Source organism: Streptosporangium sp. NPDC006930, assembly GCF_040635605.1.
GTDB lineage: Bacteria > Actinomycetota > Actinomycetes > Streptosporangiales > Streptosporangiaceae > Streptosporangium.
The window spans coordinates 91011-110646 of sequence record NZ_JBEYID010000019.1; the positions used below are offsets into that span (position 1 = coordinate 91011).

Annotated in this window: 23 protein-coding genes; 13 read left to right on the top strand and 10 right to left on the bottom strand. The window is 67.2% G+C overall.

The genetic code is table 11. The features are described 5' to 3' along the window. Positions 1 to 95: 95 nt before the first annotated feature. Positions 96 to 1346 carry an amidohydrolase family protein gene (locus ABZ664_RS28825; protein ID WP_362516442.1) on the top strand — a complete coding sequence of 417 codons (1251 nt, stop codon included), beginning with the start codon at positions 96 to 98 and terminating at the stop codon, positions 1344 to 1346. Between the two features lie 536 nt (positions 1347 to 1882). Further along, positions 1883 to 2272 (top strand): hypothetical protein, encoded by a 390-nt coding sequence (locus ABZ664_RS28830; RefSeq protein WP_362516444.1) that lies wholly within the window; start codon positions 1883 to 1885, stop codon positions 2270 to 2272. Between the two features lie 250 nt (positions 2273 to 2522). Here the strand turns inward: ABZ664_RS28830 and ABZ664_RS28835 are convergent, their stop codons facing one another. The 3 genes from ABZ664_RS28835 to ABZ664_RS28845 form a co-directional block, all read right to left on the bottom strand. Then, positions 2523 to 2867 carry an MmcQ/YjbR family DNA-binding protein gene (locus ABZ664_RS28835; RefSeq protein ID WP_362516446.1) on the bottom strand — a complete coding sequence of 115 codons (345 nt, stop codon included), beginning with the start codon at positions 2865 to 2867 and terminating at the stop codon, positions 2523 to 2525. A gap of 55 nt (positions 2868 to 2922) precedes the next feature. Beyond that, on the bottom strand, positions 2923 to 4998 hold the full coding sequence (locus tag ABZ664_RS28840) for a phosphocholine-specific phospholipase C (RefSeq protein ID WP_362516448.1): 2076 nt from the start codon (positions 4996 to 4998) through the stop codon (positions 2923 to 2925). 116 nt (positions 4999 to 5114) lie between these two features. Beyond that, positions 5115 to 5411: a hypothetical protein gene (locus tag ABZ664_RS28845; RefSeq protein ID WP_362516450.1), complete on the bottom strand. Its 297-nt coding sequence runs from the start codon at positions 5409 to 5411 to the stop codon at positions 5115 to 5117. A gap of 208 nt (positions 5412 to 5619) precedes the next feature. On the opposite strand from ABZ664_RS28845, the gene ABZ664_RS28850 reads away from it, so the two are divergent. Together ABZ664_RS28850 and ABZ664_RS28855 are read left to right on the top strand one after the other, a co-directional pair. Next, entirely contained in the window at positions 5620 to 5928 is a 309-nt protein-coding gene (locus tag ABZ664_RS28850; RefSeq protein ID WP_362516452.1) for a hypothetical protein, read from the top strand. Positions 5929 to 5986: 58 nt separating this feature from the next. Further along, entirely contained in the window at positions 5987 to 7987 is a 2001-nt protein-coding gene (locus ABZ664_RS28855; protein WP_362516454.1) for a hypothetical protein, read from the top strand. 11 nt (positions 7988 to 7998) lie between these two features. Here the strand turns inward: ABZ664_RS28855 and ABZ664_RS28860 are convergent, their stop codons facing one another. Further along, positions 7999 to 8475, bottom strand: coding sequence for a hypothetical protein (locus tag ABZ664_RS28860; protein ID WP_362516456.1), 477 nt, complete (start codon positions 8473 to 8475; stop codon positions 7999 to 8001). Positions 8476 to 8968: 493 nt separating this feature from the next. On the opposite strand from ABZ664_RS28860, the gene ABZ664_RS28865 reads away from it, so the two are divergent. The 6 genes from ABZ664_RS28865 to ABZ664_RS28890 all read left to right on the top strand — a co-directional run bounded on the left by ABZ664_RS28865 (position 8969) and on the right by ABZ664_RS28890 (position 12587). Further along, positions 8969 to 9796: a helix-turn-helix transcriptional regulator gene (locus ABZ664_RS28865; protein ID WP_362516458.1), complete on the top strand. Its 828-nt coding sequence runs from the start codon at positions 8969 to 8971 to the stop codon at positions 9794 to 9796. Continuing rightward, a complete protein-coding gene (locus ABZ664_RS28870) occupies positions 9787 to 9987 on the top strand; it encodes a DUF397 domain-containing protein (protein ID WP_362516460.1) in 201 nt (66 codons plus the stop codon). The genes ABZ664_RS28865 and ABZ664_RS28870 overlap by 10 nt, the downstream gene beginning before the upstream one ends. A 63-nt stretch (positions 9988 to 10050) precedes the next feature. Beyond that, a complete protein-coding gene (locus tag ABZ664_RS28875; protein WP_362516462.1) occupies positions 10051 to 10257 on the top strand; it encodes a DUF397 domain-containing protein in 207 nt (68 codons plus the stop codon). 163 nt (positions 10258 to 10420) lie between these two features. Beyond that, entirely contained in the window at positions 10421 to 11080 is a 660-nt protein-coding gene (locus ABZ664_RS28880) for a LysE family translocator (RefSeq protein ID WP_362516464.1), read from the top strand. Between the two features lie 90 nt (positions 11081 to 11170). Continuing rightward, positions 11171 to 12112 carry a MerR family transcriptional regulator gene (locus ABZ664_RS28885; protein ID WP_362516466.1) on the top strand — a complete coding sequence of 314 codons (942 nt, stop codon included), beginning with the start codon at positions 11171 to 11173 and terminating at the stop codon, positions 12110 to 12112. Positions 12113 to 12230: 118 nt separating this feature from the next. Next, on the top strand, positions 12231 to 12587 hold the full coding sequence (locus ABZ664_RS28890; RefSeq protein WP_344747863.1) for a helix-turn-helix transcriptional regulator: 357 nt from the start codon (positions 12231 to 12233) through the stop codon (positions 12585 to 12587). Positions 12588 to 12631: 44 nt separating this feature from the next. On the opposite strand, the gene ABZ664_RS28895 is transcribed toward ABZ664_RS28890, so the two are convergent. Further along, positions 12632 to 13867 carry a transposase gene (locus ABZ664_RS28895; RefSeq protein ID WP_362516469.1) on the bottom strand — a complete coding sequence of 412 codons (1236 nt, stop codon included), beginning with the start codon at positions 13865 to 13867 and terminating at the stop codon, positions 12632 to 12634. A 15-nt stretch (positions 13868 to 13882) separates the two neighbouring features. On the opposite strand from ABZ664_RS28895, the gene ABZ664_RS28900 reads away from it, so the two are divergent. Then, positions 13883 to 14026, top strand: coding sequence for a hypothetical protein (locus ABZ664_RS28900; RefSeq protein ID WP_362516471.1), 144 nt, complete (start codon positions 13883 to 13885; stop codon positions 14024 to 14026). 121 nt (positions 14027 to 14147) lie between these two features. Here the strand turns inward: ABZ664_RS28900 and ABZ664_RS28905 are convergent, their stop codons facing one another. The 3 genes from ABZ664_RS28905 to ABZ664_RS28915 form a co-directional block, all read right to left on the bottom strand. Further along, the gene (locus ABZ664_RS28905; protein ID WP_344747864.1) at positions 14148 to 14738 is read right to left on the bottom strand and encodes an ATP-dependent Clp protease proteolytic subunit; all 591 of its coding nucleotides are present in this window, start codon (positions 14736 to 14738) and stop codon (positions 14148 to 14150) included. After that, positions 14735 to 15361, bottom strand: coding sequence for an ATP-dependent Clp protease proteolytic subunit (locus ABZ664_RS28910; RefSeq protein ID WP_362516474.1), 627 nt, complete (start codon positions 15359 to 15361; stop codon positions 14735 to 14737). The genes ABZ664_RS28905 and ABZ664_RS28910 overlap by 4 nt, the downstream gene beginning before the upstream one ends. Before the next feature lie 361 nt (positions 15362 to 15722). Next, positions 15723 to 16802 (bottom strand): LysR family transcriptional regulator, encoded by a 1080-nt coding sequence (locus tag ABZ664_RS28915; RefSeq protein WP_362516476.1) that lies wholly within the window; start codon positions 16800 to 16802, stop codon positions 15723 to 15725. 70 nt (positions 16803 to 16872) lie between these two features. Here ABZ664_RS28915 and ABZ664_RS28920 point away from each other — a divergent pair, with 70 nt between their 5' ends. After that, entirely contained in the window at positions 16873 to 17742 is an 870-nt protein-coding gene (locus ABZ664_RS28920; protein ID WP_362516478.1) for a dihydrodipicolinate synthase family protein, read from the top strand. A 52-nt stretch (positions 17743 to 17794) separates the two neighbouring features. Here ABZ664_RS28920 and ABZ664_RS28925 read toward each other — a convergent pair whose 3' ends face one another. Together ABZ664_RS28925 and ABZ664_RS28930 are read right to left on the bottom strand one after the other, a co-directional pair. Further along, positions 17795 to 18205, bottom strand: coding sequence for a VOC family protein (locus tag ABZ664_RS28925; RefSeq protein WP_362516480.1), 411 nt, complete (start codon positions 18203 to 18205; stop codon positions 17795 to 17797). Between the two features lie 10 nt (positions 18206 to 18215). Continuing rightward, on the bottom strand, positions 18216 to 18656 hold the full coding sequence (locus ABZ664_RS28930; protein WP_362516482.1) for a helix-turn-helix transcriptional regulator: 441 nt from the start codon (positions 18654 to 18656) through the stop codon (positions 18216 to 18218). Positions 18657 to 18710: 54 nt separating this feature from the next. Between ABZ664_RS28930 and ABZ664_RS28935 the strand changes: the two genes are divergently transcribed. Next, on the top strand, positions 18711 to 19634 hold the full coding sequence (locus tag ABZ664_RS28935) for an MBL fold metallo-hydrolase (protein ID WP_362516484.1): 924 nt from the start codon (positions 18711 to 18713) through the stop codon (positions 19632 to 19634). Positions 19635 to 19636 lie beyond the last annotated feature (2 nt).

Here is a 19636-nt window from a genome sequence, read left to right on the forward strand (position 1 = left end):
TCGCCACCGCCCCTTTCGAACCACCACACTCGCAGGGCCCCGGCTTGGCAGATCTGGCCGTCACGCTCCTGCCGGTGTGCTTCTACCGTGCTGTCATGGACGCTCCGGACCTGCTCATCCACAACGCCACCCTGCGCGGCCGTCCCGGCAGGTGGTCGCTGGCCGCCACGGGCGGGCTCATCAGCCACGTCGCCGAGGACGATCCCGACCTGGCCCCGGCGACCGGCGTGACCCTCGACGCGGACGGCGCCCTGGTCACCGAGCCGTTCGTGGACGCGCACCTGCACCTGTGCAAGGTCCACACCCTCGACCGGGCCGGGTCCGCCGCGCTCTCGGAGTACACCGAGGGCGCGATGGGGGCCGCGATGGGCGCCATCGAGACGGCCGCCGCCGTCAAGACCGGTCAGACCGCGCGATCCGTCCTCGAACGCGCGAGGCCGGTGCTCCTGGAGTCCGTACGACACGGCGTCCGGGCGGTCCAGGCCTTCGCCGACATCGACCCCAAAGCGGGACTCACCGGCCTGGAGGCGCTGCTGGCGCTGCGCGAGGAGTTTCGCGGCGTGGTCGACGTGCGGGTGGTGGCGTTCCCGCAGGACGGCCTGCTCCGCGAACCCGGAACCGAGGAACTCGTCGTCGAGGCGGTACGGCTCGGCGCCGACGTGGTGGGCGGCATCCCCTGGATCGAGTGGACCGACGCCGACGCCGCCGAGCACGTGCGGCGCATGGTCGACCTCGCCCAGCGGCACGGCCTGCGCGTCGCCATGCTCGTCGACGACGCGGGAGACCCGGGACTGCGCACGGCCGAGATGCTGGCGCGGGAACTGCTGGCGCGCGACATGATCGGACGCGGCAGCGCCCAGCACGCCAGGGCGATGGCGCTCTACCCCGAGCCGTACCTGCGCCGCCTGGCCGGGCTGTGCCGCGCCGCGGGGCTCGGATTCGTGAGCGATCCGCACACCGGGCCGCTCCACCTGCCGGTCTTCCAGCTCGCCGACGCCGGCGTTCCGGTCGCCCTCGGCCAGGACGACATCGAGGACGCCTACTACCCGTTCGGGCGGCACAACCTCCTGGAGGTGGCCTTCCTCGCCGCCCACCTGCTCGACGCGCGCACCGACGACGCCCTGGAGCGGTTGTACGACATGGTGACCGTCGACGCCGCGCGGGTCGTCGGCCTGCCCGTCCACCGCCTGGAGGCCGGCGTCCCCGCCGATCTCGTCGTCCTCGAAGGACGAACCCTCCGCGAAGCCCTCACCAGGCACGCGCCACCCCGCCACGTTGTCGTCGCGGGCCGGATCGTCGCCTCCTCCACCCTGCGCACCTCCTTCGGATCCGGCGTTCCCCGCTGATCGCGTTCCTTCGTACCCGGCGTTTCCTCGGCGCCGGCGTTCCCCGTGAGGGACGCTCTTTCGAACCCGGCCTTCCCCGGACGCTCTTTCGGACTCGGCATTTCCGCTGGCGGATGCCCTTTCGAAGGCGGTGGTCTCCGATAACGGATACGGGAAACCGGTGCCCGAGCGCCATGGCGGCCCTGGCCGACGGAGGGCTCTCCCACGAAAAACAGGCGCTCGGACCAGGAAGATCTACTGAACCCTGGCGGTTCCGCCGCGGATGACATCCTGCCGGGGCGCGAGCCTTCCACCGGAACCGGTAGCCGAGCGTCACCGATCCCCCCTCCTCAGCTCCTTTCCGCTACCGCCAGGTAATCCGACCGCCCCAAGCCTTTGGGATCCGCCAGCAGACTCTCACGACCCCAACCACTTACCGTGAAGGTAGGTTACGCATCGTGTCGACGTCGCCCTCGACGCGGCACGGCGCTCCGCCGGCCCGGGCACCGCCCTGGGCTCGACCGATTCGACATCGATTCGATGTGGAGTGATCTGCCATGACCATGATCAGAAATGCCCTGGCGGCCGGAGCCGTGATGGCCTCCGCCCTCGTCGTCCCCGTGGCGATGCCGACCTCGTCCGCCGTCGCGGACACCGTGGCCGTGACCACCCCGGCCACCGCCACCTCCGCCCTGAAGCCCTGCCGTGAGCACAAGAACCCCGCAAGGTGCCGCGCCCGGCGCGAACACCGGCACGAGTACGGACGGAACTACCGGCACAAGCACCGACATGAGAACAGACGCGGGCACAAGCAGGACTACGGGCGTGAGCACGAAAGAAGCGAACGCGGACGCGAGCGTGTCGGCATCGGCGAGGGCGTCGGTATCGGCGGCGGTATCAGCGACAGCATCGGCGGTAGCGGCACCGGCCGCGGAATCAACAACTGACGGACGACCGACGGACGCCTGACGACGACCGGCCGACCGGCCGACCGGGCAGCGAACGAACGACGGAGACGGCCACCGGCGGCCGGGAGACCAAAGAAGCGTCACCGTGACCACGAGCCGCACGCTCACCTTCCCCTGAGACAACCTCCTGTCGGCCCCGCGTTCCGCATGTGCCACCGCCCGAACCGGATCGGATATGGCTTCTGACCGGCAACGATGCGGCACACGCGGAACGCGGGGCCGACCGGGGCTAGTGTGCGGCCTCGTGGGCGTCGACGAGCTTCTTGGGAGCCGTCAGGCACCACGCCTCGGTGACCAGCTCGAACAGCTCATCTGCGTCGATCTTCGCGAGGTGGACCACGACCCAGCCGAACTGGCCCGCGGTGAACTGGATCTCGAACACCTCCGGCCGCTCCGCCACCAGCGCGAGCTGCTCGGCGATCGTCGACTTGAGCCCCACGGTCTCCGTCTTCTCCCACAGGTAGCCGAAGCCCTTGCCCCGCACCTTCAGCGAGACCCACTCACCGCCGTCGCCCTGCTCGGTCTCCGGCAGCTGCTTCACCATCTCCAGGAATTCATCCACGCTCACACCCATGGCCCACGGTCTACCAGAGCGCACCGACATTTCCCCCTGCCGCCCCCGGCGGCCGTCAGCCCGTGACGCTCGGTTCGCCGTTCTCGATGTGCCCCATCAGGCGCCGGGCGAAGCCGGTGTCCCCGGCGACGGTGATCCACAGGTCGTACCACCCGGTCGCGGCCCGCCACGGCATCCGCGCGGCGCCCTGGGACGCGACCCGCAGCGTCCGCGCCGTCCCCCCGTAGGCGAGGGGCAGGATCGTCACGTCGGCGGGTCTGTTACCGGTGTTGACGATGGTGATCTCGATCGTCCGGGTGGCCGCGTCGATCACGCTGGACATCTCCACCCTGTCGTCGGTCCCACCCCGAAACTCCCTGCGGAAACCGTTCGGGCCGGTGAGAACGAGGGCGTAGGTGGGACAGGGGAAGTAGACCACCTCGCGAACCTGGCCGAGCACGTCGAAGTGCATGGGCCGGACGAGCTCCCCCATGTAGCCGTACAGCGCCAGGTGCGCGCTCTCCGTACCGGTGTTGCTCATCGTGATCTCGACGGCGCGACCGCCGGTGCGTGCCGAGGCGTCGGGCCGGTACGGCAGCGCGCGGGCGGGCCTGACACCCGGTTCCGCGCACGGCATGCGCTGCTCGGCGGGGGCGTCGGGATACCAGCGGCCGGCCGCGACACCCTGGACGACCGGAGCGTCCCGGTCGGCCGAAATATCCCGAACAGTCGAGATGTCCTGATCGGTCAGAGCACCCCGGGCGAACGCGGTACCCTCCGGGACACTGATTTCCGGCGTCACCGGCGTGGACCACGCCTCCGGACGGGCGAAGTCGAAGGCGGAGGTGAGGTCTCCGGCGACGGTCCGCCGCCAGGCACCGATATCGGGGGCCTCGATACCGAGCCAGGTCTCCAGGAACCGGACCGTCGAGCTGTGGTCGAACGTCTGCGAACAGACATGGCCTCCCACGCTCCACGGTGATACGACGATCATCGGGACGCGCATGCCCAGCCCGATGGGCCGTCCTCCGACGAACTCCCCCGGGGTTCCATCCGGCGGGACGGGCGGGGGAACGTGGTCGAAGAAGCCGTCGTTCTCGTCGTAGGTGACGAAGACCGCGGTGCTCGCCCACACCTCCGGACTCGATGCCAACGCGTCGAGAATCCGGTAGACGACCTTCCCGCTCTCCACCGCTGAGGAGCCCTCGGGATGTTCGGAGTCGGCGAGCGAGGTCACGACGTACGAGACCGCCGGGAGGCGTCCCGCCGCCACGTCGGCGGCGAACCAGTCCCCCAGCCCGCCCGTCCGGGTGCGCCGCAACGCCCGGTCGTAGAGCGCCCGGTCGGCCGGATCCAGGCGTGCCACCTTCTCCTCAAGCTCGGCGAGCATCGGCGCGGGATCCTCGGACGCGCGCACCTTCTCGTAGAAGGAGTGCATGCTGCTCTGCCCGAGTTTCGCCATGACCGCCTTGAACGTGGCGAAGAACTCAAAGTTGTTGCACTGGTAGTTGTCCCACTCCTGGTAGACCTGCCAGGAGTGCCCGGCCTGGGTCAGCAGTTCGGGCACCGTGGTCCACGTGTAGCCCGGGTGCCTGTCCTCCTCACAGGCGCCGTTGTCGACGGCCCGCTGCTCGGTGCCCGGCTCGTAACCCGTGTGGCCGGAGACGTGGTAGTTGCGGTTCGGCGTCGTGGAACTCAGCACCGAGCAGTGGTAGGCGTCGCAGATCGTGAACGCGTCCGCCAGCTCGTAGTGGAACGGAAGATCCCCGCGGTCGTAGTACGCCATGGTGGACGGCCCCTTGTTGGGCACCCAGGCGTCGTTCCAGCCCATCGCCCACGCGTTCTGCGTACCGAGCCAGGTGTGGTCGTGGGTGTCGAGCAGCATCGGGTCGGCTCCCGCGCGCTCGGCCGCCTCCCGTAGGGAGAAGGGCAGGATCCCGTCCTGCTCGAAGATCGGACGAAGAGCCCGGGCGGACACCGCGTTACGGTCCCCGTAGCCGCGCACCCCGCGCATCCGGCCGAAGTAGTGGTCGAACGACCGGTTCTCCTGCATGACGAAGACGACGTGCTTGAGGTCGGAGAGCCCTCCGGGAGGAGCGGGCCGCGCCAGCAGGCGTATGAGAGAGGGGGGAAGTGCGGACGGTGCCGACATTGAGCATCCCTTTAACGGCATTTCAGGCAAGCCTCAACCTAACCCACCCTCGGGGCGCGACCGGTGCGGCGGCGGGAACACGGTGTGGAGGGAGAGCGCGGGGCAGCGGCGTGCGGTCAACGGTCCGGCCGCTGCAACCGCTGGATCTGGAGGCGCAGCTCTCGTTCGCGGTTCAGGTGCCGCTGCTCACGGCGTATCTCCGACTCCTCGGCGGCCTGCTCGTCCCAGCGCGTCCGAATCGCCTGGATGTGGCGCAGGGTGACGTGAGACAACCACATGACGCCGATCGCGATCGCCATGAGCATGGTCACGTGACCGGCGAGGAACAGCACGAAACCGGCGAAGAAACACATCCAGTACGCGGCCTTGACCGTGATTTCTATCGCGTCAATGTGCTTTTCGAACAGCGTCATCCGTTACTCCGGTGGTGTTTGGTGGAGTAGTCGTTGCAGCGTGAGAGAAATGACCGAAATATCAGTTCCGTCCGCCCACGCGGCCTCGGCCCCATCGGCGAAAGCGCGATGCCGACCGGGTACGGGACTTGCCGACTTAGACGATCAATACCTACTCTGGTATGCGAATTTTTCTTCATCACGGGGTCACGAAAAGGGCGGGGGTGGCGTGGCCGAGCGGATGGTGCCCAGTCCTCGATACGAACGGCTGAAACAACTGCTCATCGAGGCCGAAGACAGGGCTCACGAGGTGCGGCAGGCATACCAGCGCGCCTCCTCGGCGATGCGGTCGGGACAGGTGTGGACGGGGCCGACGGCCACCACCTGGACCAACGAGCTGGAAGAGCGGCGCCGATCCCTCGGGCGGCTCGCCCAGCGCGTGGTGGACGCGGTCGAGGAGGAGCTGCGCCGCTCTCCCCCGCTGGTGACCGAGACCGAGGCGGACGCCATGCGCAGGGAGATGGCCGGACGCATGTGACCGTCACGACCATGAGCCGGACGTACGTGACCGTCACGACCACGAGGGGGAACGTTCCATGACACCGACCGCCGAGTTCTGCGGCATCGACCCCGACCAGATGGGGCAGCTCGCCACCTCCCTGCGCGGCGAGGCCGACCGGCTGACCACGTTCACCAGGGAGTTCGAGCAAAAACTCGGCCGGTACGGGATCAGCACCCCCGCGCTGCGGGAGATCGCCGACATCGCCGAATGGGCCGGGAAGCAGGTCTCCATGCTCCACGGCCGGATCGACCTGATCAAAACCCTGGGCAACGGCGCCCCCGAGCTGGGCGGCGCGGGTGGCACGGGTGGCGCAGCCTCGATGACGGCGGGCGGCCAAGGGCTCATCCGACTCCCCGACGAGCTGAAGGACTTCGAGCTCGCCCAAGGGCTGGCCAGGATGTACGGCGAGGACATCCTCGTGAACTTCCACGGCGAGTCGCAGGCCAAGCTCATCCACGAGCACATCGACGACGTCGCCAAACTCGCAGAAAGCCCCCAAGCCGCCGCCGCCTTCTTCGCCCTGCTCTCCCCCAAGGTCCGCGACAGCCTGCCCAATCTCATCGCGGTCACCGGCAGCAAGACCGCCAAGCAAGACCTCGCCGCCTTCAGCAAGGCCCTCGGCGCGGCCCTGCGGGCCCCCGCCCTTGTCCCTGCCTTCTCCAAGGTCAGAGAAGACCTGGTGAAACCGACCGACAGCAAGGCCGCCGCCTGGAACCGGCTCGCACTGCTCAGCGGCGCCAACGCCCCCTCCTCCGTCCGCAGCGCGGCGGCCCGCGCGCTCGTCCTGGACGAGTTCGCGAAGAAGCCCCGGCAGGACTGGCGTGCCGGCGGGCCCGCCGAGACGAAGGCGTACGGCCTTCCCGACGACCTGGTCGCCATGGGCTTGGAGGTGCTCGACGGAGACGGTGTCGCCGTACGGGACGCCTTCGCCAAGATGGGCGGGGCCGACGTCAAGCTCAGCCAGGTCGACAAGATGAAACTGTTCCTCGACCGCGCCAAGACCACGGGCACCGGAGACGAGGTGGCCGACGCCTTCGGCCGGGCGATGGAAGCGGGCACCGAGGCCAAGACAGAGAAAGCCGGTCAGCACAGCCCGGAGGCCGCCGCCTTCGCCTTGGACGCGATAACGGTCGCCGGTTCCTTCGGCAGCGACCTGCCCAGGGGCGCCTGGGACTCCATGAGCGTGATCGCGAAGTCCTACATCCACGAACTCGCCTCGGGCGCCCGCTTCGACAAGGCCGTCTACCGCGACTCCGGAATGGGAGTCCCGGAGAACTGGGCTCACCTTCCTCCCGTAACCCCAGGGTTCTACCTCAGTCCGGGCGACACCTTTCGCTTCCTGAAGACCTTCGTCGGAGACAAACGGCTCACCGACGACTTCGACGCGACGGCGGCCCAGTTCCGTCACGATGCGCTGACGGCAGCAGCTCGTCTGGATGCGAAAGCAGACCAGAAATATTTCGAACAAACCGCAAGAATGTTCGGCGACCTGGCCGGGTTGGAGTTCAAGGCGACTCTGGATGTGCGCGGAGAGCAGGACGCCCTCAACGATGTGATCGTTGACATCGTCAAAAACACCGCTTCTTTCGCGGTCGGCGGCATTTCCCCTGCAAGCAGAGGGGCAATAGCGTTGTGGGAGTTCTCCAAAACATACGTTATCAGCTACGGCCTTGATGAAGTGGTTGACAGGATCGAGACACAGGTAGAGCAAGCCACCGGAGCCCGAGAGGACTTTATTCTTCGCCTGAAATACGATACGGCTCGACTCCTTTACGATGCCGGCTATCCAGCCAGTGATCCCCCTGCTGAAATCATCAGCAAAAGCACTGGAAGCCTTAAGACATATGACGAATTTGTGGCCGAAGCGAAGCGAGAAGCCGGAGACGGCGAAAAATGGGATCAGGTTTTACAGGAAAAGCTGACGCCCTACGAACGCTGGATGGACAGCAACAAAAATTTCGACTATAAGGCCGAAAGTGCTGCGACCAACCAAGCCAACGAGCGCCCCAAGGGAGAGATAGGGGTATGGGAGTAAGCTAAAGTTAATTAGCGTGACAAGCAGGCGGTCACCGCACGCAACCGCCAAGTGGGAGCATCAGGGGTCACGAATACGCTTACCTTGATTTCCGAATCTTTCTTCGTTCCATAAATGAATCGCCCCTCCTCGACATCCGCCTGACTGAGGTCATACTCCAGCTCGTATCCAAGAACCCTTGAAAGCGTGCTCTCCATCAACCCTTGAGCCAAGTCAAGATGACTATCCACATCAGGGGTTGCGCGCTCGTAGTCGGCTGTAGCTCGCAACACTCGCTTGAACTTGCCCTTGGCGCAAGGAATGTCCTTGTCTGGGCGCTGCAAAATGCGCAGTTTACTAAGTGGGTTCTTGAAGATGCCGTCAGCCTCCAGGAGTCGCGCGTCCTTCTGTAGCTCTGCTGCCGCATCCTTCAGAGAAGGATCGGAGGCACACCCTGAGGCCGCCATCGTCAGCGTCAAACCGATGGCGAGTAACCGGGTGAAGCGCATTCAGGACCTCCGGGGAGAGTGGGCGCCGGGACGTACTAATCTTTACCCACTCAGCCCACCTTCGCCACACCCTTCCCATACTCGTTCGTCAACCATGGGGAGTTTCCAGGTCACACCGACCGCTGTCATCAACCAGGACAGAGGAATACCCTCACGGTCCAGAGCAGTGAGCCACGCGGTCGACTGCTCGCTCGTCGCCATGCCTTCACCTTTCGAATGCTTTCCGACGCTCGCGGCAGGAGACCAAAAGAGGACTATCTCATTCATCTCCGACCCGATTCACCTCCGACCGAGAAAGCATTTTACCAGTTTCTTGTCAACGCTTTCACGAAGAGGATTACTGTGCCTAGAATGCCTTATCGGTAGTCGACCGACTACCGGATCGGCAATCCAGGCTAGAGCGGATGATGACAGCCGTTGGTCTACCTGGATTGGAGTCAATCCGCCAGCTGACCATTAAGTCCATTTTTTTTCTAATTCGGGAGGAAATGCAATGGATGTGGCGCCATCTCTCGATCCTGGATCTCCCCGCGTGCAGTTCGGTGCCGAGATGCGCCGACTGCGGGAGGAAGCTCAGCTCTCGCAGTCCTCCGTGGCCTCCCGACTGGGGTGTACGCAGACCCAGGTCAGTAGACTGGAGAGTGCCAACCGCACACCTTCGAAGTCCGACGCCGAAAGGCTGGATCGACTCTTCAAAACGGCCGATGGCAACGCCTTCACCCGGCTCCGTCAGCGCATCCTGGCCCAACCTGGCGGCCCGGTCTGGTTCCAGAGCTGGGTCGAGGAGATCGAGCCCACTGCGCTCGTTCTGCGATCCTGGGACCCCCTCCTCATCCCAGGTCTTCTCCAGACGGAGTCTTATGCCCGGCATATCTTCAGCCAGGAGCCTCAGACAACCTCACAGGAGATTGAGGAACGAGTCAAAAATCGTATAGAGCGACAGAAAATTCTCGATCGAGACATTCCTTTCTCGCTCCTCATCCTTATCGACGTAGGTGTGCTACACCGCAAGGTCGGCGGAGCCAAGGTGATGCACGAACAGCTCGGCCATCTGCTGGAGCTCACCCAGAGGCCGACCATCTCTATCCAGATCGTCAGCCCGGAATGCCTTACCGGACTTATGGGCGCATTCATGATCGCTGAGCTTCCCCACGAGAAGCCAGATGCCGTCCACCTGGACTCGTCAGACGCAGGACATGTCACGACTGATCGTGATTCCGTGACGGCAATTTGGAAGCGCTATGAGAAGATCCGCCTCTGGGCCTATCCTGAGAGCGTGTCTCTCAAAATGATCGAGGAAGTGAGGCAGGAATGGACCTAAGTGACGCAGTGTGGCGGAAGTCATCGCGCTCTGGCGGAAATGGCGGCCAGTGTGTTGAGGTGGCCGCCAACCTGCCCGGAGTGATCGCGCTCCGCGACAGCAAGAACCCCGACGGCCCCAAACTGCTCTTCACCCCCACCGCGTGGGACACCTTCGTCCGCCGTATCAAGACCGGTGACTTCGACCACTAGCTCCGCCACAGTCAAGGACCATCGGCACGCACCCCTCAAGAAGATCGAGGAAGTGAAGCGGGAATGGACCTAAGTAACGCAGTATGGCGAAAATCATCGCGCTCCTCAGACAACGGCGGCCAGTGTGTTGAGGTGGCTAACAACTTGTCCGGAGTGGTCGCCGTTCGCGACAGCAAGAACCCCGACAGCCCCAAGCTGCTCTTCACCCCCACCCAGTGGAAAAGGTTCGTCGGCGGCGTCAAGACCGGCGAGTTCGACTCTCTGACCTGAGCTTTCACCCCTTCGACGCGATGCTCATCCGCCCTGGTCAGAGCCCGGCAGCGCGCCCGCGTTGCCGGGCCTTACGTCGTGCTTGCCGAACCCTCAGCACCGGACTTCGAAAACCCAGCCTCACCCGGAAAAGAGTTGAGCCGAAGAGACGGAAGCGAGCACGATGAACCTCATGGACCTCGTCGCCTCCCTGCCCGCCTTCGTCGTCGCCGTCGTGCTGATCTCGGCGTCGCCTGGTCCCGCGATGGCGTTGATCCTGCGGCGGGCCGCGCTGCACGGTTTCCGGGGAGCGGTGCCGACGGTGCTGGGCCTGGAGGCCGGTCTGTACGCCTGGGCGCTGTTCGCCGCGGCCGGTCTCGCCGCCCTGGTGGCCGCTTCCGAGGTGGCCTTCGTCGTTCTCCGTGTGATCGGCGCGGGTTTCCTGCTCTACCTCGGACTGAAGGCGTGGCGCACCGCGTGGCGGATCGGGAAGGCCGGACCGGTGCGGGAGACAACAGAAGACGCGTCGCCCAGCCTGAGGCAGAGCTGGTGGAGGGCCTTCGGTGAGGGCGCTCTCGTGATGCTCGCCAACCCGAAGGCCGCGGCCTTCATGATCGCTTTCTATCCCCAGTTCGTACCGGCCGACCAGCCGCTGTTCTCCACCACCGCGCTCCTCGCGCTCCTGCAGGTCGCCGTCGAGATCGTGCTGTACCTCGCCTTGGCCGCGGTGGTGGGACGCGCGGGCGCGTGGTTCCGCAGGCCCGTGATCCGTCGCCGCCTGGAGGCCGTCAGCGGCACCGTTCTCATCGCCCTTGGCCTGCGCATGGCCGCCGCGACCCGCTGACGCCGCGCGGGCGAACGGGCTCACGCCTCCCGCTCACACCTCCTTGGAGCCGCTTGCATCTCCCCCGGGGGGAGGCGCGAGGGTGGGGGCATGAACGGCGACACGCTCTACTCGATCGGTGATCTGGCCCGGCGGACCGGGCTCACGGTCAAGACCGTTCGGTTCTACTCCGACCGCGGGATCGTGCCGCCGACCGGTCGCAGCCCGGCCGGTCACCGCCTCTACAGCATCGACGCCGTCGCACGCCTGGACCTCGTACGGACACTGCGCGACCTGGGAGTGGACCTTTCCACGATCCGCAGGCTCGTGGAAAGGGAGATCTCGCTTCCCGAGGTGGCCGCGGCGCACGCCGAGGCGCTCGCGGTGCAGATCCGGACGCTGCGCCTGCGGCGCGCGGTGCTGACGGCGGTGACCAGGCGCGGGTCCACCCATGAGGAGATGGATCTCATGCACAAGCTGGCCAAGCTCTCCGAGGACGAACGCCGACGCCTGATCGGCGACTTCCTCGACACCGCCTTCGGCGGCCTGGACGCCAACCCCGAATTCGCGGGGATCAGGCGCTCGATGACCCCCGAACTGCCCGACGACCCCGCACCCGAGCAGGTCGAGGCCTGGGTGGAGCTGGCCGAGCTGTCCCAGGACCCGGAGTTTCGCGGCGTCATGCGACGCCTGGCCGAACAGCACGCGGCCGAGCGCGCCCGGGGCGACGCCACCGGCCCGCCGCGCCGCGATCCCGTCGCGATGGTCCGTGACCAGGCGAGCCCCAGCCTGGCGGCCGGCATCGCTCCGGACTCGTCCCGGAGTGACCCGGTCGTCGCGGCTGTCACGGCCCGATACGCGAACATCGTCGGCCGCCCCGACGACGCCGACCTCCGGCGCCGATTGCTGGTCCGACTGGAGAGCGCGAACGACCCCCGCAGGGACACGTACCTCCGACTGCTCGCGGTGATCAACGGCTGGCCGGCCCCGGAGAGCCTGACGCCGGCGCTCGACTGGTTCGTCCAGGCCCTGCGCACCCGGACATCGGCGTAGCGAGCCGTTCGAGGTGCGATCCTCACCGCCCCCGAAGGCCCGGACAGAGGAGGCGAGGACGGTTTCGCTCTGCGCGAAGGCGGCGGGACTCGAACGCACCGCCTACCTATGGTGAGGTATGGCCTCCTCTGTCCCGCCGCTGCGTCCGGCGATCGATCGGACCGCCCCCAAGCCGTCTCCGGTTCGCGAGCCCCTGTGGCGGCACGTGCTCGGTGACTGTCTCAGAGATCTTCGTCACGAGCGGGGCGAGAAGCTGAGCGAGACGGCGCGTCGCGCCGGCGTCTCGCCGCAGTATCTCTCGGAGATGGAACGAGGCCGCAAGGAGCCGTCGAGCGAGATGATCGCCGCGGTCGCGGGCGCGCTGGATGTCACCCTGGTCGATCTGACCCTCGCCGTCGCCGAGAGCCTGCGGTCCGCTCAGAACAGCACGTCGAGAGGCGCTACCTGCTCGGCGGCGTACGCCCTGGCCGCTTGACGCGCTCCCCGGCCTGAAGGGCCGGGGATTCAGTCCGTGCCGCATCACGCGGCACCTCTGTGGCTACCTGCTTCACCGGCGTCGGCCACCGCGAACGGTGGTCTTACGTCACCTCCACAGGCGTTTAACGTCTCCGCCTCCCGCCGCCTCCCAGCGGCGGGTTTCCGTCCAGCGGCGACGGACCGTCGGCCCTCGGCCAGGATGTTGCGTGCGGCGTTGACGTCACGGTCATGGACCGCCCCGCACGGGCAGGCCCATTCCCGGACGCCCAGCGGCAGGGTAGTGGCCACGGTCTCGCACTGTGAGCACCGCTTGGAAGAGGGGAACCACCTATCGACCTTGGCGAAGGTCCGCCCGTACCGCTTCGCCTTGTACTCCAGCATGGCCACGAACTGCGACCAGCCCGCATCATGGACGCTCTTGGCCAGCCGGGTGCGCGCCAGTCCCTTGACCGACAGGTCCTCCACGTAGATCGCTTGGTTGTCGCGGATCAATTGGGTGGAGAGCTTGTGGGCGAAGTCCCGGCGCGCATCAGCCACCCGGACATGCGCACGGGCGACCTTGACAACGGCCTTGGCACGGTTGTTCGACCCCTTCGCCGTACGACCGAGGGCCTTTTGCGCCTTACGGAGCCTCTTGGCCGCCCGACGTAGGAGACGCGGGTTGTCGATCTTCCGGCCGTCCGACAGCACCGCGAAATGCGTGAGACCCAGATCCACGCCGACCTCGGAGGTGACCTTGGGCAGCGGCTCATCACCGGTCTCAACCATGAAGGAGGCGAAGTACCTGCCCGCCGCGTCCTTGATCACCGTCACCGACGACGGCTCGGCGGGCAGCGGGCGCGACCAGCGCACCACCACCTCACCGATCTTCGGCAGGCGCAACCTCCCGCCCGCCGTGACGGCGAACCGGGCGTTGCGGGTGAACCGGATCGCCTGACGGGCATCCTTACGCGACCGGAACCGGGGCGGGCCGACCTTCGGCCCCTGGCGCTTACCGGTGATCGAGGCGAAGAAGTTGCGGTAGGCGGCGTTCAGGTCGGCCAAAGCCTGCTGCAACACCACCGCCGACACCTCACCCAGCCACACCCGCTCCGCCGTCGCCTTCGCGACACTCAGACGCCGGGACAACTCCGTATCCGAGACGTACGGCAAACCGTTCTCACGGGCTTCCTGCCGCAGGCGCAGCCCGTCGTTGAACACCACCCGCGCACACCCGAACGCCAGCGCCTGACACTGAACGGCGTCCGGATAGAGCCGATACCGGTAACGAAGCTGCACGATGGCGATGGTCGCATGACGAAACGCCTGAGCGCTCGACAACTCCGCGAGAACCTGGGGCACCGGATCGATGTCACCCCCTTCGCCGACGAACCCACGCACGGGGAGCCCCGCGCCGCCCGGGTGTCCTGCACCTGGTGGGCCGAGCGGCAGGACTAGGAAGGTCAGGGCACGCTCGCGCCCTAAAGGGCACTCCCGCGCGGGCCTTCCCCTCCCGGCCTGAAGGCCGGAGCACTGGCCCTCATTTCGGTAGCGTGGCCTGCCGGGATCATCCACGAGCCTACGAACGCTCCTCGATGATCTCGTCGAGGAGTCCGTACTCCAGGGCCGCTCTCGCGGTGAACACGCGATCGTGATCGGTGTCGGCGCGCAGGGTCTCGACAGTCTGACCCGTGTGCCGTGACAGTATGCGCTCGATGTCCGCCCGGACACGTACGACCTCGTCGGCCTGCAGGATGAGGTCGGGGATCGTTCCGCGCCCCTGAGCAGCCGGTTGGTGCAGGACCACTCGTGCGTGCGGGAGAGCGGCGCGTTTCCCCTCGGCGCCCGCGGCGAGAAGGACGGCCCCCACCGCGATGGCCTGTCCGACGCAGGTTGTCTCAACCCGCGGACGGATATAGCGCATGGTGTCGTATATCGCGAGCATCGCGCTCGGATCCCCGCCCTCACAGTTGATATAGAACTGTATGACGCCATCGGGATTGTCCGACTCCAGGAAAATAAGCTGTGCGACGAGCGCGTTCGCGACGCCCGCGTCGATCGCGGTTCCCAGATAGACGATTCGCTCGGTGAGAAGATGCGAGTAGACATCCATGATCCGCTCGCCACGAGGATTCCGGGCGATGACATTGGGGATCGTGTAAGTGGTCACTGGCCTGCTCCTTCGGTGACGCCGAATCCGAGCCGCGGGCGGTCGGGGGGCGCGATCTCGTTGAAGCTCTGGACGATCGCGTCGATGAAGCCGTAGTCCAGTGCCTCCTGTGCCGTGTACCAGCGATCGTGCAGGGAATCCTCGAATATGCGCTCCACGGGCTGCCCTGTGTCCTCGGCGATGAGAGCGAGCACCGTGTCGCGAGTATGCCGGAGGTCGTCGGCCTGCAACTCGATGTCGACCGCGGTGCCGCCGATCCCGGCCGAGCCCTGGTGCATCAGGACACGCGCGTGCGGCAGGGCGCGGCGCTTGCCCCGGGCCCCCGATGACAACAGGAACTGCCCGGCGCTGTAGGCGATGCCCAGCACGAGGGTCGACACGTCACAGGGAATGAGCCGAATGACGTCGCGGATCGCGAGCATCGACGGAACCGAGCCGCCCGGAGAATGAATCCACAATGCGATATCGGTCGACGCGTCCTGCGTGGCAAGTGCTATCAATTGCGTGGCGAGCAACGTCCCGTTGTCATCGTTGAGAGGACCGTCGAGAACGAGAACACGCCGTTCGTAAAGCTGATTTCTCACCCGCGCGTTGAACAGTGGAAGTTTCGATTCTTCAGCCATGCGTCCATGATGTGGGGCAGTCCGGATCGGCGTCGACGCGATCTGCCTGGGGCAGATCTGCTCTGAGCAGAGGAAACCCGATTTCCGGCCCGGTTCACAGCACCTTCGCGGTGCCTTCCCGGTGGCGCGTCACGCAACCTTGGTGGGATAACTGGTCCATGGGCGGATCGGGGAGCCGGCCGCGAAGCTGACCTTGGGCTGAGCGGGCAACGGCCACGGTGCCGGCGCGGAAGACGCCACGTGGCTGTGTCCATCGGAGTCCGGGAGCGGCGACGCCGCTCGGTCCAGTAGTCGGTCAGGACCGGGTCCTCGGGGGACGCCCGCCCTGCGACCATCCGGTGCCCGGACTACCGGGGGAAGCTCACGGTGCTTCTGGCCACCCGCCGACCTGTTCCCTTCTCAGGTGCTCCTCGGTCGCGGCGCGGATGGCGCGGACGCACGCGGCGACCGCGGGGTGCTCGGCGGCTCCTCGGCGGTAGGCGATCCGGGTCCTGCGCCGTGCCCGTAGCGGCAAGAGGCGCACGCCGTCGGGAAGGCGACCGGCGCCGAGTTGCGGCACCAGGGCGACACCCTGGCCTGCGGCGACCAAGATCAGCACCGCGGCGAAATCATCTACTTGGTGGCGCACCTTCGGCGCGAATCCCGCCGCCTGGCAGGCGCGTACCGCCACGGTATGGCAGAGGGTGCCGGGCGAACCCACGATCCAGTCCGCCTCACGGAAGCCGTCGACCGGATCTGCGGCTGCCACGGCGCCCTCCGTATCGGCTGAATACACGCCCGCCACCGCCCCGACCGAACATGCGGATGTCCCGGCGCCGGCCGGATCCGTGAGTGCCGTGCTGTCCGCTGCGCCGGGAAGCGCGGGGAAGACCGTCTCATCCGGCCGCGACGTCGTATCGAGCGCCGCGCCACAGGGAACCGCGAGGAAGACCGTCTCGTCCAGCAGGGGTGTCGAGTCGAGCGTCGGGTCGGGTTCGACGGGTGCCAGGTCGTAGTCGTGCAGCAGTGCCACGTCGAGGTGTCGTTCCCGCAGCGCGTCGGGGGCGGCGGCCGGATCCAGTTCGGTGACCATCAGGGCGAGCCCCGGATGGTCGCGGCCCAGTGCGACGAGGGCCGCCGGCAGCAGGGTGTGCACGGCGGTGGGGAAGGCCCCGATGTGCACGGTCCCGCTCAGGCCGGACCGGGCGGCGGCGAGGGTCGCCGAGGCCGCCTCCAGTTCGGCGAGCACGGTCTCGGTGTGCTCGACCAGCGCGACGCCCGCCGGTGTGAGGGTGACCCCGCGACCGGTCCGTTCCAGCAGTGCCACCCCCGCCTCCCGTTGCAGCGCCGCGAGCTGCTGGGAGACGGCCGACGGCGTGTAGGTGTGGACCTGGGCCACCGCGGCGATGGTGCCGAGTCTGGCCAGGTCGCGGAGCAGCCGCAGTCTGCGAACATCAAGCATAAGATCAGCTTACGTATGTCTTTATGAATCGGAACTGGTTCTTCATATTTGATCGCGCGACGATGGCCCCATGACGCTCAACGGTCTCTACGTCCCATTGATCACTCCGTTCGAGACCTCCGGCGAGGTGGCCCTCGGCGCACTGGAACTGCTCGCGCGGCGGCTGCTCGACGACGGCGCGACGGGCTTGGTCGCGCTCGGCACCACGGGGGAATCCGGCGCGCTCACGGAAGCGGAGAAGCGCGCCGTGGTCGAGGTGTCGGCCCGGGTCTGCCGGGAGCGGTCGGCGCCGCTCGTGGTGGGCGCCGCCACGGCCGAGGCGTTGCGGCGGCTGGGCGACCACCCGGAGGTCGTCGCCGCGCTCACGGTGGTGCCCCCGTTCGTACGCCCCGGTGAGGAGGGCGTTCTCGCGCATTTCGCGCACCTCGCCAAGCTGAGCCCGGTGCCGCTCATCGTCTACGACGTTCCACGTCGCACGGGCCAGCACCTGTCGGCCGGGACCTTGCGGAGGCTCGCCGCGATCCCCGGCGTCGCCGGGTTGAAGTCCTCCCCCGGTGCGATCACCGACGACAGCATCGAACTGCTGGCTGACCCGCCTCCCGGGTTCGCGATCCTCGGCGGCGACGATCCGCACATCTCGCCGCTGCTGGCACTCGGCGCGCACGGCGGCATTCTGGCCTCGGCACTGGTCGCCACCGCCGACTTCGCGCGGCTCGTCACCGCGTGGCGGGCCGGTGACGTGTCCGAGGCGCGCGCCCTCGGACACCGTCTGGCGCCGCTCTCGCTCCGGCTGTTCGCGGAGCCGAACCCCACGGTGATCAAAGCCGTGCTGCACGCGCGGGGCGACATCCCCACCCCCGCCGTACGGCTGCCGCTGCTGACCGCTTCCCCGGACACGGTGGCGGCGGCGCTGGAGTCCTGGCAGCCGCTCCGTCCGTGAATCGGAACCGGCGCCGTCAGGAAAGCCGTCGTTCGCGCGTTTCTCGCGGTGGTTACGCCTTGGGCGCCTGCGAGATGCGCACCATGTTGCCCGAGGGGTCCCGGAAGGCGCAGTCGCGCGGGCCCCAGGGCTGGTCGATGGGCTCCTGCAGCACCTCGGCGCCGAAGTCGCGCACCCTCTCGAAGGTCGCGTCGACATCGTCGGTGCGGAACACGGTCATGGGCAGGACCCCCTTGGTCAGCAGCTCCTGCAGGGCGTCGCCGTCGGCCTGGGACCGGCCGGCGTGCGGCTCGGAGAGCACGATCTCAAGGTCCGGCTGGGAGGCGCTGCCGAGGGTGACCCAGCGGAACCCGCCCGAGGCGACGTCGTTGCGCACCTCAAGACCGAGCGCGTCGCGGTAGAAGGCGAGCGATCCGTCCAGGTCGTTGACGGTGACGTGGCAGTACTGGAGAGAAATGGTCATGTGGCCAACGCTAGATGACCGTGGCGCGGACCACTTCTCCGATCCTGACCTGTTGGTTCCTCGTCGGCCGGGTCTGCACCTTGGCCACGCAGGCGGGCATCGCCCGCACCGCACGGTGCTCCTGGGCCCGGTACGCGCTCGGCGTCATCTTCACGAGCTCGGTGAACCGCGAGCTGAACGAGCCAAGGGAGGTACAGCCGACCGCCATGCACGCGTCGGTCACACTCATGCCCCCGCGCAGCAGCGCCATCGCCCGCTCGACCCGCCGGGTCATGAGGTAGCTGTACGGCGTCTCACCGTAGGCCGCCCGAAACGCCCGAGAGAAGTGCCCCGGCGACATCAGCGCGTGGCGGGCCATTGTCGGGACGTCAAGCGGACGTGCGTACTCCCGGTCGATCAGATCCCGCGCCCGGCGCAGGTGCGCGAGGTTGGCAAGGTGCGACTGGTCCATGGAACGAGAGTATCCGAGGTAGAAAATTACTAGACCAGTCTGTAGAGTTCACTCATGCGGATTCATCATCTGAACTGCGGGACCATGCGTCCCATCGGCGGACGCCTGGTCAGCGGGACCGGCAGCCTGCTCACCTACGCGCGGAACGTGTGCCACTGCCTGCTGATCGAGACCGACGACGGGCTCGTCCTGGTCGATACCGGGCTGGGCATGGGCGACGTACGGGACCCCGGGAGACTGAACACGGTGTTTCGGCGGCTGGTACGGCCCGTGCTGTCCGCCGAGGAGACAGCCGTGCACCAGGTCGTCCGGCTCGGCTACGAGCCCGGCGACGTCCGGCACATCGTGCTCACCCACCTGGATTTCGATCACGCGGGAGGGCTTGGCGACTTCCCCAACGCCAAGGTCCACCTGTACGCGACGGAGTTGGAGGCCGCGCGGCGTCCGCTCACCACCCTGGAACGGTCTCGCTACCACACCTCGCACTGGGCACACGGCCCCGACTGGGTGACGCACGCCGCCGGCGGCGACGACTGGTTCGGCTTCTCAGCGGTACGTGACCTGCCGGGGCTGCCACCCTCGATCCTGCTCGTGCCGCTGGCCGGGCACACGCGCGGGCACGCCGGTGTCGCCGTCGACACCGGCCACAGTGACCACGGCACGGCGCGGTGGCTGCTGCACGCCGGCGACGCCTACTTCAATCACGCCCAGATGGCTTCCACCCCCTCCTGCCCGCCGGCCACCGACTTGTTCCAGACCTTGATGCAGGACGATCGCGCCACACGCCTCGACAACCTTCACCGGCTCAACGAACTCGCGCGTACCGGTGCGGTGGACATCTTCTGCGCACACGACAAGACCGAACTCGACCGTGCCCGGTCCGCGGTGTTCCCCGAGCCGTCGAGCAGCCCCGCAGGCGGCGCCTCGCCCGCTCCATCGGATCGCGGCGACCTCACTCCCGCACCGGCCACGGAGTAGAC

Coding starts and splice junctions, on each gene's coding strand:
- ABZ664_RS28825 (WP_362516442.1), top strand. CDS start 96: ATGGACGCTCCGGACCTGCTCATCCACAACGCCACCCTGCGCGGCCGT.
- ABZ664_RS28830 (WP_362516444.1), top strand. CDS start 1,883: ATGACCATGATCAGAAATGCCCTGGCGGCCGGAGCCGTGATGGCCTCC.
- ABZ664_RS28835 (WP_362516446.1), bottom strand. CDS start 2,867: ATGGGTGTGAGCGTGGATGAATTCCTGGAGATGGTGAAGCAGCTGCCG.
- ABZ664_RS28840 (WP_362516448.1), bottom strand. CDS start 4,998: ATGTCGGCACCGTCCGCACTTCCCCCCTCTCTCATACGCCTGCTGGCG.
- ABZ664_RS28845 (WP_362516450.1), bottom strand. CDS start 5,411: ATGACGCTGTTCGAAAAGCACATTGACGCGATAGAAATCACGGTCAAG.
- ABZ664_RS28855 (WP_362516454.1), top strand. CDS start 5,987: ATGACACCGACCGCCGAGTTCTGCGGCATCGACCCCGACCAGATGGGG.
- ABZ664_RS28860 (WP_362516456.1), bottom strand. CDS start 8,475: ATGCGCTTCACCCGGTTACTCGCCATCGGTTTGACGCTGACGATGGCG.
- ABZ664_RS28865 (WP_362516458.1), top strand. CDS start 8,969: ATGGATGTGGCGCCATCTCTCGATCCTGGATCTCCCCGCGTGCAGTTC.
- ABZ664_RS28870 (WP_362516460.1), top strand. CDS start 9,787: ATGGACCTAAGTGACGCAGTGTGGCGGAAGTCATCGCGCTCTGGCGGA.
- ABZ664_RS28875 (WP_362516462.1), top strand. CDS start 10,051: ATGGACCTAAGTAACGCAGTATGGCGAAAATCATCGCGCTCCTCAGAC.
- ABZ664_RS28880 (WP_362516464.1), top strand. CDS start 10,421: ATGAACCTCATGGACCTCGTCGCCTCCCTGCCCGCCTTCGTCGTCGCC.
- ABZ664_RS28885 (WP_362516466.1), top strand. CDS start 11,171: ATGAACGGCGACACGCTCTACTCGATCGGTGATCTGGCCCGGCGGACC.
- ABZ664_RS28890 (WP_344747863.1), top strand. CDS start 12,231: ATGGCCTCCTCTGTCCCGCCGCTGCGTCCGGCGATCGATCGGACCGCC.
- ABZ664_RS28900 (WP_362516471.1), top strand. CDS start 13,883: ATGACGAAACGCCTGAGCGCTCGACAACTCCGCGAGAACCTGGGGCAC.
- ABZ664_RS28910 (WP_362516474.1), bottom strand. CDS start 15,361: ATGGCTGAAGAATCGAAACTTCCACTGTTCAACGCGCGGGTGAGAAAT.
- ABZ664_RS28915 (WP_362516476.1), bottom strand. CDS start 16,802: ATGCTTGATGTTCGCAGACTGCGGCTGCTCCGCGACCTGGCCAGACTC.
- ABZ664_RS28920 (WP_362516478.1), top strand. CDS start 16,873: ATGACGCTCAACGGTCTCTACGTCCCATTGATCACTCCGTTCGAGACC.
- ABZ664_RS28925 (WP_362516480.1), bottom strand. CDS start 18,205: ATGACCATTTCTCTCCAGTACTGCCACGTCACCGTCAACGACCTGGAC.
- ABZ664_RS28930 (WP_362516482.1), bottom strand. CDS start 18,656: ATGGACCAGTCGCACCTTGCCAACCTCGCGCACCTGCGCCGGGCGCGG.
- ABZ664_RS28935 (WP_362516484.1), top strand. CDS start 18,711: ATGCGGATTCATCATCTGAACTGCGGGACCATGCGTCCCATCGGCGGA.